The sequence below is a fragment of the Paenibacillus lignilyticus genome (assembly GCF_017942085.1).
Lineage (GTDB): Bacteria > Bacillota > Bacilli > Paenibacillales > Paenibacillaceae > Paenibacillus_Z > Paenibacillus_Z lignilyticus.
The window spans coordinates 60,629-73,284 of the sequence record NZ_JAGKSP010000008.1 but is presented as its reverse complement, the minus strand read 5'-3'; the positions used below and the strand labels follow the sequence as shown (position 1 = coordinate 73,284).

Sequence of the window (12,656 nt, the reverse complement as noted above, 5' to 3'; positions counted from 1 at the left end):
ATTTCGGTCCAGGATCACCTCTTCGATGTCGCACTGCAAGAACTGCAGGATATGAGTGGCTACAAAGTGAATATTAAATTATTCAATTTATAACTTGTAAAATTAAATGTTTATGTTTAATATAATTCAATATACGATACAAATTTTTAAAATCACTATCAAAATAGAAGGAGGGATTGCTCTGAAGTATCCACCACCGCAGCAATGTCCCGTATGCGAGAATAAGCTGACGATCCAAGAGCTCAAATGCGATCATTGCCACACGACGATTAAAGGCAGCTTCGAATCGACCCGATTGGCTTCCCTTAACGACGAACAGCTGAAATTCGTGGAGGTTTTCTTGAAAGTTCGGGGGAACATCCGGGAGATGGAGAAGGAGCTCAGCATCTCGTATCCGACGGTACGGAACCGGCTTGACCACATCGTGGAAGCGCTTGGTTACCAAGCCGTGCCGGCAGAGGCACCTGTCCCTGCAGAAGATTCACAGCGCAAGCAAATTTTAACGAAGCTCGATGAAGGCGCGATAACCGTGGAAGAAGCGTTGAAGCTCATCCAGGCCAACAAAAAATAAAGGAGCGATTGCGATATGCGTGAAGAACGGACGATGATTACGAGAATGATCGAGGAGCGGAAAATTACCGTAGAGGAAGGCTTGGCGCTGCTCGAGGCACTCGAGCGAGGCGAGAGTAAGCCGGTTGAAGTCGAGGAAATTGCGGTCGCTCCCGCTCCGCAGCTTAACGAAGACGGAAGCGGACAGATAACGCAACGGGGACAAGGCGAGGCTTACTGGGAAAGCAAGCATCATACGTTTCCGACGGAGTATGTGGAATTTGCGACGGATAATGCGTCCATCCGGTACCGGGCATGGGACCAGCCCTTCACTCAGGTGAACGTTACGGCAAGGATGGATAGACCGGGCAGTGACTTCGATTTGTCCCAATGGCTGCAGGAGGCGGTTACTCAGAGCTCCGATGACGAACGTTACCGATTCAGCTTGAAGACGGACGATCTGAACGGCCGTCAAGTAGATCTCGCCGTAACCATTCAAGTTCCGCAAGGACAAGCCTACGAGTTGTTCCACATGTCCGCGACGAACGGTGGCCTTGATGTCCAGCAGATGAACTCAGAGACGGCTGCATTCACATCGAACAACGGAAGTATCGAGATTGAAGGCATGCAGGCGGAACAGGTGAATGTAACAACGGTTAACGGCTTTATTCACATAGGGGGGCTCCTAGCCGAATCGGCTGTGCTTACGACAACGAACGGCAAGATTACGGCGAAAGGCCAGCTGGAAAAGCTGGAATGCCGCACAACGAACGGTTCCGTCCATACAGACGGCGTTATAGCCGAGACGATAGAGGTACACACGCAGAACGGCAACATCAAAGCGAACTGTCAGTTCGAGGAATTGGCATGCAAATCGCAAAATGGGAAGATTGAGATTCTGGTAGCGAATGCGACCTCAGAAAGCAGCATTACCGCTAAAACACATAATGGCAACATTACGATTCAGTTCCCGGCTCATTCGACCGGTGTTTACGGCGAATTAAACGTCAATCATGGTCGCGCGGCCTGCCGCTTGAATGGCCAACAGCTGGTCGACAAGAAACAAGGCGATGATGCCGACTCCTGCCAAACATTCCGGCAAGGGGAAGAGGAACTTACCTATGTGGAGGCTTCTTCCCACAACGGATCGATCCATGTGAGCGACGAATTTTAGCTTGCATGTATTGCTCCTGAGGAAGACATCCCTTATACCGGGAATTCCTTACACTTCCATTTTGAAAGAAGGATGATTGTGGAAACACAGGCGGCGCTCAGTCCGAAGAAAACACTCATTCGCAACCTGAAGTGGCTCCTGACCGCGTTGTGGCGGCATGACACAGCAGCGGTCCTCTTCATGGCGGTGGCGGCGATCGCCGAGGCGGTTGTACCGATGATTGTAGTCCTGATCCCCAAATTAGTGCTGGATGCCATCGCGCAAAGCCGTAATTTGAAGGGCCTGTACACCGTCATTATCGGACTTGGCTTGCTGCTGTTTGCAGCTCAAGCGATTGCCACATGGTCCACGCATCAAGTATGGCCCCGCTTCTCCGTATTCCGCATGCAGCTTATTCGCCTGTCGGGGAAGAAGTTCATGGAGATGAATCAAGAGGATATTGAGAATGCAAAGGTGCTCGATTTCAGTCAGAAAGCAGACAATGCGGTACAAAATGACGGAAACGGGGTCGAGGGGCTGCTTCACAGCGTAACGGAGATTTTGAACCGGGCGCTCGTCGTCATCGGCTGCTCGGCCATACTGCTTAACTTGAATGTGGTTGTTATTCTAGTCCTCGGCATCATCATTTCGATCAATTTCTATGTCAATTTGCGCAACCGTTATGTGGAGAAAAGCATCCTCGATTCTCTCTCTACGATATTTCGGCAGACGGACTATATCATGGCGGCGACGAAAAATTTCAAATTCGGCAAAGACATCCGTTTGTTCGGTTTAAGCAAGTGGCTGTCAGATAAGTTTTGGAGTGTTGTGAGCGTTGACATCGCGAAGAGCTGGCTGCTCCGCAAACGCTACATCATTATCGATGCGGTATACAATATCGGCATTGTCGTGCAGGAGGCCGTGCTTTACGCTTGGCTGATCTATAAAGTGCTGTATGCGGATTTGTCGATTGCAGACTTTACGATGTACGCGGCCGCCGTTCGGGCATTCTCCTCGAACTTCGGTCAACTGCTGGAACGGTTCGCAGAGTATTTGCAGCAAAATATGCGCGTGGACGACTATCTGGCGTTTATCGAGCTGCCGATTCGGGACAATTCCTTGGAACGAATCGCGCTCGCGCCTGATTCGAAGGCCTCTTATACCATTGAATTTCAGAACGTGTCGTTCCAGTATTCCGGGCGGGACGATTATGCGCTTCGAAACGTTTCAATTGTACTCAAGCCTAAAGAACGACTGGCGATTATCGGATTGAACGGGGCAGGCAAAACCACCTTCATCAAACTGCTGACGCGGATTTATGAGCCGACGGAAGGGCGGATTTTGCTGAACGGAACGGACATTCGCCATTTTGATAAGAAGACGTATTACCAAATGTTCTCCGTCGTGTTCCAGGAGATTATGATGTTTGCTTTTTCGGTGAAGGAAAATGTCGCCGTGCGAGAGCTGGAAGTGCTGGATGCCGATAAAGTCGAGCGTGCCGTTCAAGGGGCCGGGCTGGGCGACAAAATCGCCAATTTGCCAAAGGGCTACGATACTTACGTACAGAAGGTGCTGGACGAAGAGGGGATCGAGTTCTCCGGCGGCCAGAACCAGAAGATCGCGCTCGCCAGGGCGCTCTATAAGGATGCGCCGATTGTCGTGCTTGATGAACCGACATCCGCGCTTGATGCATTGGCGGAGTATGAGGTCTATCAAAGCTTCGATCGGATGATCGGCGAGAAGACCGCCATTTATATTTCGCATCGACTCTCCAGTACGCGGTTTTGCACGAATATCGCGGTGTTCAACGATGGCCGGATTGAGGAATACGGCACGCATCAAGCGCTTATTGCTCAAGGCGGCACCTACAAGAAGATGTTCGATATGCAGGCCGTATACTACAGCAATGAGGTGAAGGTCGTTGGCTAAAGCGAATCGGAATCACGTTGGCACGCTGCGAACACTGGGCTATTTCTACCGCTTTACATGGCGCCACAACAAACGATATCCGCTCTATCTGGTGCTGAGTATTTTGCTCAAAGCGGTGGTCCCGTTTCCGAACATCATGTTCCCCAAATATATAATCGATGAGCTCATCGGCGGCAAAAGCATTGAGAAGCTCGTGCTGTACACGGCGCTGCTGATCGGAAGCAATCTAGTGATTTCCTCGCTGTTGTCGGTGTGCAACCATCTGCTTCAGTTCATTAATATGCGGACGAACAAGCTGCTCGATTTTGTCATCATTAATAAAGCGATGGCGATGGACTACGAGCATATCGAGAATGCATCGGTGCTGAACATGTCGGAGAAAGCGACCTCTTCGATGAAGTGGGGCACTTGGGGCATGTACGGCGTCACCTCCAAGACCGTCGAAATTCTCGCGGGCATCATTACGCTTGCGGGTCTAGGCTATGTCTTCTCCACGGTGGAGTGGTGGATCGTTGCGCTGGTTCTGTTGTTTGTCGCATCGAATATGTATTTTGGTGCTAAGCTGTCGGAGGCCAATCATCGTTTCTGGGGCAAAATGTCGGGCTACAACCGGATGTTCGACTACTTCCGGGGGATCCTGAAGGATTTCAAATTCGGCAAAGATATTCGGCTGTACGATGCTTCGGGATTAATTCTGAGTCGACAGCAGGAAAGCATTCAATTCAATCGCAAAATCTCCGGTGAGTGGTCCAGCCTGAATGTGAAATACAACATGCTGTTCAACTTCCTGAATGTGCTGCAGCAAATGGTGCTGTATGGGTATTTTGCGGCGAAGGTGTTCGCGAATGCGATTACGATCGGCAGCTTTACGATGTATATTGCGGCTGCGTCGGCGCTGAAGGACAGCATCGAGAACGTCTTCGGCGAAACGCTGCGGCTGCGGGAACAGGCGAAGTATCTGGCCGAGTTCGTTCGATTCGCGGAGCTTGAGGATGTGAAGCCTCGGGGGCAGGAGGCACTGCCGGCGGAGCGGGATTTTGTCATCGAGTTTCGGAAGGTGTCGTTCAAGTATCCGGGGAGCTCGGAGATGATTTTGAAGGACTTCTCGATTACGATTCCGTTCGGGCAGAAGCTGTCTGTGGTGGGGATGAACGGCGCGGGCAAAACGACGTTTATTAAGCTGCTGACGCGGCTTTATGATCCGACCGAAGGGCAGATCTTGCTGAACGGGGTGGATATTCGGACGATCGAGCTGGCTGAATACGAGAAGCTGTTCTCGGTCGTGTTCCAGGACTTTGCGATATTCGCTTTCAGTATGAAGGAGAACATCCAGATGACGATGGGCGATCAGGCCGAGAAACTGCAAGAGGTTATCGACAAAGCCGGTTTGACGAGCGTGGTGGAGACGCTGGATAAGGGTGTCGATACGGCGGTTTATAAATATTTTGACGAGGATGGCGTGGAGTTCTCCGGCGGGGAAACGCAGAAGATCGCGCTCGCGCGCTCTCTGTATAAAGATGCGCCGGTCGTGGTGCTGGATGAACCGACGGCAGCGCTAGACCCGATCGCCGAGTATGAAATCTACAATCGGTTCAACGAGATTATTTCCGGCAAGACGGCCGTGTACATTTCGCATCGGTTATCCAGCTGCAGATTCTGCGATGTCATTGCGGTCTTCCATCAAGGCCGGCTCATCCAGTACGGCAGTCATGATGAATTGATGCTGGAGCCGGAAGGCAAGTATGCGGAGATGTTTAATGCGCAGGCGCAGTATTATGTGGATGAAGGGACGGCGCAGGCGGGATGATTGCCTGGGTTCGCCGGGATTGGAACAAATAGGCGGTACAGCTGATGGCTGGATCGCTGCATATTTCCTCTCCGCGGAATAAACACTAACCTGAGGTTTACTGTCAGAAGCGGGAAGGACGGCATGGCATGATTGATGAGAAAATCGTTGGCATTCTGGATGATCGCATTGAAACGATCAAAAGCAAAAACGGTACGTTGATCTTAGTTGGGCCTATTCAGCTGCCGGTTAATTTAGAGGGGGAAACGCACACCTTCCAGTGGTATTGCTGGCTTCCGTGCCGGGATCTGGTCCATACCGAGGGCGGATGCAAGGAAAAGGAGCGAACCGAGTTTCTGATCGAGCAGCTGTCCGCGTCCAATCTCGCGGAGAAGCAGCAATCGAGCGCGCTTGTGTACGGCGACTTCGCAGGCGGCGAGGATGCCTTGATCCGTATGCATAGCATCTGCCATACGGGGGATATCTTCGGGAGTAAGCGATGCGATTGCGGGTATCAGCTGCACCAATCGATGAAGATGATCACCGCGCACGGTACCGGCGCTCTGTTCTACTTGGCCAACCATGAAGGGCGAGGAATCGGGCTGTTCAGCAAGGCGATGGCTTATCTGCTGCAGGAGAAGGGCTACGACACGGTGGAGGCGAATCTGGAGCTCGGGTTCAAGGATGATACGCGCAGTTACGAGGAAACGCTGCTTGTCCTCGGCCATCTGCGCAGCAAGCCGGTCACGCTCATCACGAACAATCCGAGGAAACTCGCGGCTCTCAAGGCATCCGGCATGAACGTGGAAGACCGCGTCCCGCTCTGGGGCGACATTTCCGAGTTCAACCGCAAGTATCTCGAAACCAAAGTGAACCGCTCCGGACACTTCGCGGAGGAACTGCCCATCCCTTGAGGGGAGGGGAAAGGCCGACTCTTCATCATAGGCGATGAAGGGTAGGTCTTTTTTTTAGTTGTAGTGCTTGTTCGACCGCTATGGGTGTCTCACAGCCAAGATAGAACTCAGTGTAGCTCACCCAGGGATCTACTTTGGCGGGCATTTGGGGAAAAGGGAGAAAGTAGCTCACCCCGAGATCTACATTCATCAAAATTCGGCGGAAAGAGAGCATGTAGCTCAACCGGAGATCTACATTGCTGGACTCAGGCAGATGAATGGCATCCAGAGCAACATATTGGCTAGTAACTGACGAATCGAGCACCAGAGTGGCCCCCAGAGCAACACATTGGCTGGAAAGCGGTGGATCGAGCGGAAGAGTAGCCTCCAGAGCAACACATTGGCTAGTAACTGACGAATCGAGCACCAGAGTGGCACCTAGAGCAACACATGCGCTCGAAAGCAACGGATTGCTCCGAAACCATCCCCGTTCGGCGGTGGAAGGAAGCTGAGAGTAGGAAAAACCGACTCTCAGCACCAAACTCGCCGCAAAAAAGAGCAGAGAGTCGAAAAACGCGACTCTCAGCTCCGAAACCAATCCCGCTCGGCGGCGGAAGGAAGCTGAGAGTAGGAAAAACCGACTCTCAGCACCAAACTCGCCGCAAAAAAGAGCAGAGAGTCGAAAAACGCGACTCTCAGCTCCGAAACCAATCCCGCTCGGCGGAAGGAAGCTGAGAGTAGGAAAAACCGACTCTCAGCACCAAACTCGCCGCAAAAAAGAGCAGAGAGTCGAAAAACGCGACTCTCAGCTCCGAAACCACCCCCGTTCGGCGGTGGAAGGAAGCTGAGAGTAGGAAAAACCGACTCTCAGCCCCAAACTCGCCGCAAAAAAGAGCCGAGAGTCGAAAAACGCGACTCTCAGCTCCAAACAAGCCTGCGCGCGCCAATTTGCTCGAGAATCGAGCGGGCGAGCGGGCGGGCCTAATCTACCCCAAAAGCTTATAAACAACGAAGTCAAAGCCGCCGAGGGCGATGGAAAGCTGCTCGCCTTTCGCCGCTGCCGTCGTACCGGCGAACATATCCTGCCAGTTTCCGCTCGCAGCCGGCACAGTGAGGCTGCAAGCCTTCGCTCCCGCGTTCATGGCAATGATGAATTGCTCGTCGCCGCTGCGGCGAGCGTACACAATCGCTGCATCGTCAGCCTCTGCATGGAGGAACGTAATATCCATCGAGCGCAGAGCGGCATGCTGCTTACGAAGCGCGATCAGCGTCTGATAGAACTTCAGCAGATCGGCGTTCTGCTGCTCCTCCTCCCATACCATGCACTGACGGCAGTCAGGGTCGCCGGCGCCGGACATGCCTACTTCGTCGCCGTAGTAGATGCACGGCGTGCCCGGGTAGGTCATTTGGAACAGGGCGGCCAGCTTCATGCGGCCTTCATTCCCTTCGCACAGCGTGAGCAGGCGCGGCGTGTCGTGGCTATCCAGCAGATTGAACGCAACCTCGGTCGCTTGCTGCGGGTAGTTCGCCAGCTGCGTGCCGATGGCGTTCGCGAAGCTGCGGCCGTCGAGCTTGCCATATGCGGCATAATCGAGCACGGCGTTGGTGAACGGGTAGTTCATAACCGCGTCGAATTGATCGCCCTCGAGCCACATCATGGAATCATGCCAAATCTCGCCGAGAATGTAGGCATCGGGATTCACGTCCTTGACCGTCTTGCGGAAGTCGCGCCAGAAATGATGATCGACCTCATTCGCGACATCAAGCCGCCAGCCGTCGATGCCGATTTCCTCCACCCAGTAGCGGGCTACGCGAAGCAAGTACTCTTTGACATCCGGATTCTCGGTATTCAGCTTCGGCATGATCGGTTCAAAAGCGAACGTGTCGTAAGTAGGGATGCCATCCTCGATACGCAGCGGCCATTCACGCACATGGAACCAGCCCGCATACTTCGACTCGGCGCCTTTCTCCTGCACATCAAGGAACGGAGGGAAGGTAGCGCCGGCATGGTTGAACACCGCATCGAGCAGCACGCGCATGCCGCGTTTGTGGCAGATGTCCACGAGCTCCTTCATGAGCTCGTTCGTGCCGAAATGAGGATCCACCTTCAAATAATCCTGCGTATCATATTTGTGGTTCGTCGTAGCTTCGAATACAGGAGTAAAATAAATCGCGTTTACGCCCAGCGTCTCCAAGTAGTCCAGGTGATCGATAACCCCTTGAATATCGCCGCCGAAGAAATTCTTCGGCGTCGGCTTGCCGCCCCATGGCTCTACGTTGTCGGGATCGAGCGAGGGGTCACCGTTCGCAAAACGTTCCGGGAAGATTTGGTAGAATACCGCTTCTTTCACCCAAGCCGGCGGCTGGAACACGTCGATCGGATTGATGAACGGGTAGTCGTAGAACGTGAGGGAGTCGGAAGGCAGCGCGTCGACGAAACCACTTTCGGTCAGCCACAGCGTCTTCGTGCCTTTCTCCAATTGGAACGCATAACGCAGGCGGCGGAAAGGCGGTTCCACGGCAACTTCCCAGTAGTCGAACATAGCATCCGTTGTAAAAATGCGCATCGGCACGATTTGCATCGTTTTGTCCCACGCATATTTGTCGCCTACCACGGCTTGAACAGCGTCCATGTCGCCTTTCTGCGTGCGGATCCGCAAATGCAGCGTGGAACGGTCATAAGCATAGGACCAGTTTTGCTTCGGACGATGATAAATGGCTTCGAGCATCATAATAAGGTTCACTCTCCTCAAATAGATCTAAACCAATGCAAAAAAGGTACAACCTCGTCATTCATAGCGAGGTTGTACCTTTGCGGTAGCATGGCCTTTTAATTACGTCTATTGTACCACATCTTCCGCCAAATATTCACGCCTAAATTACTGCTGCAGCTGCTTCAGCTCCTCCGCACGAGGCGCGAGAAGGATGCAAGTAAGCTTCGAGTAAAATGCGAACACTACGCATACATGTCTCACCCAAAGTTTGGCTCAGGCCTGTCACCGCTTGACACCCGCTGCCAAAGGAGCTATTATCACTTGAGGCTAACTAACGTTCGTTAGGCAATAATACGGACCATGCAAGGGGAGAACTAAAGATGACGGCGAATCGGTTGAAGCAAGCTGCATTGACGTTATTTGCGGATTCAGGCTATGAAGGCGTGTCGTTATCGGAAATCGCCAAGTCAGTCGGGATTAAAACACCGTCGATCTATGCTCATTTCGACTCCAAGGAACAGCTGTTTATCGAGCTGCTGGAGGACGCGATCCGGGAGGAGCGGGAGAAGCTTCTGCTGCTGCTTCAGGGCATGGAGGATCATCCGCCAATCGAGCGGCTGTATGCCGTGTTCTTGTTTTACACCGATCTCGATCAGATTACGAAGGGGCAATCCTTCCTTAAGCGAACCATGCTTGTCCCGCCACGGCATTTGGAGTCGCGGCTTAGTCAATATTTTACGACCTACGAAGAGGAAGTAACGGTTCACGTATCGGAGCTGCTGCGAGGCAGCACGAACGGGGGAACGCTCGGCGAGGAACGGGCCGAACGGCTGCTTGCCTTGTTTTATGCGCTAATTGACGGGTTGCTGGTGGAACATAAATTGTATGATTCGGCGTTGTACCGGAAGCGGCAGGAACAGCTGTGGAGCTGGCTGCGGGAAGCGTTGAGGCCGGGAACGGCATAGAGAGGGGATGAGTCGCGATGGCGTGGTTGTATTTGCTGTTGGCCGGACTGCTTGAGGTGGGCTGGGCTTATGGCATGCAGGCGTCTGACGGGTTTACGGAATGGCTGCCTAGTTTGATCACTATCGTGCTTTTAATTATAAGTTTTATGTTGTTTGCCAGAGCGATGCGAAGCATTGAAATCGGAACGGCTTACGCGATATTTACCGGTATTGGGACCGTGGGTACCGTCATCGTCGGCATCGTTCGCGGTGAGCCGGCAGATCTGCTCAAATTGCTGTTTATCGCCATGCTTATCGGGGGCATTGTGGGACTCAAAGTGATATCAAGCAAGGAAGAGACAACGAAGAAACCTCAAGCGGAGCTTGCTGCTCCCGAGGGAACGGAGTAAGGGGAGGTGGCTCAAGTGGCCTGGTTGTTCTTGCTCATATCTGGGCTGGGTGAGGTAGGCGGCGTGACGGGCATGAAGCTGTCGAATGGATTCAAGAACTGGAAGGGAACGGTGCTCGCGTTAGCCTCCGGGATGGTCAGCTTTTACTTCCTGTCGCGATCGCTGCAGGATGTTCCGATCAGTACCGCATACGGGGTTTGGACGGGAATCGGCTCGGTCGGCAGTGTTTTGCTTGGGATGCTGGTGTTCGGTGAATCGAAGGATAAACGGAAATTGCTCTTTATCGCTATGATCATAATAAGTGTTGCGGGGTTACGGGTTACAGGCGGCGGTCATTAATGACTGCCGTTTTTTTATGTTGTGGGGAGGCACTAAGAAAAGCCCGCAAGAGAGATAATGGTTACCTCTCTTGCGGGCTTGGCGGCTGCGGTGCAATTCTCTCCATGCTGAGCTATCACATCGAGCTTAGCCGTTTTCTCCTCGGCGCGCGGATTACACGCCCGTATTAACGCCGCTCATCAGACCGAGCAGCTCCTCGGCGGGATAAGCGCCGGACAGCGCATAGCGGTTGTTAAACACGAAGAAAGGAACACCGGTAACCCCGATTTGCTGCGCGCGCTTCAGATCGGCGTCTACGGCTTCGCCGCCTTCGCCGTTCTCAAGACGAGCCTGCAGCTCCGGAGTGAACACGCCGAGCCGTTCCGCGATCAGCATAATGACGCTCATCTGCGCAACATCCAGCCCTTCTTCGAAATAAGCGCGGAACAGCTCTTCCACTGCTTCTGCCTTACGTTCCTCTGGCACAATCGCCACGAAACGATGCGCAAGCCGCGTGTTCGGCATCCGAGTGACCCGGTCGAAATGGAACGTCACGCCGACGGCAGCACCCGCTTGCGTAACCTGCTGAGTCGCGCGTTTCATCGATTCGGGGCCGCCCATTTTCTTGGCCATCACTTCATCGAACGGTTTGCCCTCTTCAGGCAGATCAGGATCAAGCTGAAACGCGTGATAGGTGACGGTGACCGGTTCATCGTTCTTCTCCGACCATAGCGCCAGCGCACGGTAAAGATTTTGCTTGCCGATGCGGCACCAAGGGCAGACCACATCCGAGTACAGGTCAATATGCATATGGAAACGACAACCTTTCGAATAGTTTGTCAGGTCTTTTCATCATTTGTTGCGTTACATAACCATGCTAATGTAGTTTTGCATATCAAGCAAGAGCAGATACGGCGCACGCGGCATTTTCGAATATTTGCTTTGTTATTTAAGGGGGCGGTAAACTAATTCGTATAGGAAGCTTCGGACAATAAGGAGGGGGACTTTTTTGATTGAAATTGGTCTGTGCGGCTGGGGGGATCATTCGGAGCTGTACCGGGAAGCGGGCAAGGACAAGAATAAGCTGCCTGCCTATGCGCAGTGGTTCCGGGTCGTCGAAGTGGACAGCACGTTCTATGCCATCCAGTCCCCGCAGGTGATGGAGAAATGGGCGGCTGAAACGCCGGATAGCTTCCGCTTCGTCATTAAAGCGTATCAAGGGATGACAGGTCATGCACGCGGGGGAAAAGGACATCACCCCTACGAAAGCGAAGCGGCGATGTTTCAGGCGTTCCGGGAAGCGATCGAGCCGATCCGTGCCGCGGGCAAGCTGCTTGCCGTCCTATTTCAATACCCGCCTTGGTTTAATTGTACGCGGCCAAACGTGGAAACGCTGCGGACGGCCAAAGCCCGGATGGCCGATATCCCTTGCGCCCTCGAATTTCGGAACCAGAGCTGGTTCACGAACGAGATGAGCGAGAAAACAATCGCTTTTACGCGCCGCGAAGGCTGGATTCATACGGTATGCGATGAGCCGCAGGCCGGTGAAGGCTCGATTCCTATCGTAGAAGCGGCCACGGACGACCAATTCACCATCGTTCGGCTCCATGGACGCAACACGGATGGCTGGGTTTCGGCCGGACAACCTAACTGGCGGGATGTCCGTTATTTGTATCGTTATAATGAAACGGAGCTGTCGGAGTGGGTGGAGCGGCTGAGGCGTTTGGAGCAGTTAACCGGCACCGTATGCGTGCTGTTTAACAACAATTCCGGCGGGGATGCGGCGGATAATGCCTTACAGCTCATGGCGATGCTGCATCAGCTGCCGCCCCGCGGCTCATTCAAACTGCCGCCGCCGAAGGAAACCGCGCAGCAGCTGGAGCTGTTTGAGTAAGCGCCTGAATAGACAACTGCTCCAATTCGCAAAATAGAAGTACAACCGCCGTTGACAGGTTCAACT

Annotated in this window: 11 protein-coding genes; 9 read left to right on the top strand and 2 right to left on the bottom strand. The window is 53.2% G+C overall.

Annotated features, from left to right (window positions below; all coding sequences use genetic code 11):
• Positions 1 to 112: 112 nt before the first annotated feature.
• From I8J30_RS19315 to I8J30_RS19295, 5 genes are all read left to right on the top strand, one after another.
• On the top strand, positions 113 to 571 hold the full coding sequence (locus I8J30_RS19315; RefSeq protein WP_210660866.1) for a DUF2089 domain-containing protein: 459 nt from the start codon (positions 113 to 115) through the stop codon (positions 569 to 571).
• Between the two features lie 15 nt (positions 572 to 586).
• Complete coding sequence (locus tag I8J30_RS19310) at positions 587 to 1,723, top strand: DUF4097 family beta strand repeat-containing protein (protein WP_210660864.1); 1,137 nt, start codon at positions 587 to 589, stop codon at positions 1,721 to 1,723.
• A 78-nt stretch (positions 1,724 to 1,801) separates the two neighbouring features.
• Positions 1,802 to 3,631, top strand: coding sequence for an ABC transporter ATP-binding protein (locus tag I8J30_RS34050; protein WP_210660862.1), 1,830 nt, complete (start codon positions 1,802 to 1,804; stop codon positions 3,629 to 3,631).
• A complete protein-coding gene (locus I8J30_RS19300) occupies positions 3,624 to 5,438 on the top strand; it encodes an ABC transporter ATP-binding protein (protein WP_210660859.1) in 1,815 nt (604 codons plus the stop codon). Before I8J30_RS34050 ends, I8J30_RS19300 begins: the two co-directional genes overlap by 8 nt.
• 128 nt (positions 5,439 to 5,566) lie before the next feature.
• Entirely contained in the window at positions 5,567 to 6,331 is a 765-nt protein-coding gene (locus I8J30_RS19295; RefSeq protein ID WP_210660857.1) for a GTP cyclohydrolase II, read from the top strand.
• 965 nt (positions 6,332 to 7,296) lie between these two features.
• Here the strand turns inward: I8J30_RS19295 and I8J30_RS19290 are convergent.
• Positions 7,297 to 9,042 (bottom strand): alpha-glycosidase, encoded by a 1,746-nt coding sequence (locus tag I8J30_RS19290; protein ID WP_210660855.1) that lies wholly within the window; start codon positions 9,040 to 9,042, stop codon positions 7,297 to 7,299.
• Between the two features lie 362 nt (positions 9,043 to 9,404).
• Here I8J30_RS19290 and I8J30_RS19285 point away from each other — a divergent pair, with 362 nt between their 5' ends.
• From I8J30_RS19285 to I8J30_RS19275, 3 genes are read left to right on the top strand one after another with little or no spacing between them, the layout of a single operon-like run.
• Complete coding sequence (locus I8J30_RS19285; RefSeq protein ID WP_210660853.1) at positions 9,405 to 9,989, top strand: TetR/AcrR family transcriptional regulator; 585 nt, start codon at positions 9,405 to 9,407, stop codon at positions 9,987 to 9,989.
• A gap of 17 nt (positions 9,990 to 10,006) precedes the next feature.
• Positions 10,007 to 10,378, top strand: coding sequence for a DMT family transporter (locus I8J30_RS19280; RefSeq protein ID WP_210660851.1), 372 nt, complete (start codon positions 10,007 to 10,009; stop codon positions 10,376 to 10,378).
• Between the two features lie 15 nt (positions 10,379 to 10,393).
• Positions 10,394 to 10,717 (top strand): DMT family transporter, encoded by a 324-nt coding sequence (locus I8J30_RS19275; protein ID WP_090982155.1) that lies wholly within the window; start codon positions 10,394 to 10,396, stop codon positions 10,715 to 10,717.
• A 153-nt stretch (positions 10,718 to 10,870) separates the two neighbouring features.
• Here the strand turns inward: I8J30_RS19275 and I8J30_RS19270 are convergent, their stop codons facing one another.
• Positions 10,871 to 11,506: a DsbA family oxidoreductase gene (locus I8J30_RS19270; RefSeq protein ID WP_210660849.1), complete on the bottom strand. Its 636-nt coding sequence runs from the start codon at positions 11,504 to 11,506 to the stop codon at positions 10,871 to 10,873.
• 199 nt (positions 11,507 to 11,705) lie between these two features.
• Here I8J30_RS19270 and I8J30_RS19265 point away from each other — a divergent pair, with 199 nt between their 5' ends.
• Entirely contained in the window at positions 11,706 to 12,590 is an 885-nt protein-coding gene (locus I8J30_RS19265) for a DUF72 domain-containing protein (RefSeq protein WP_210660847.1), read from the top strand.
• Positions 12,591 to 12,656: the final 66 nt, after the last annotated feature.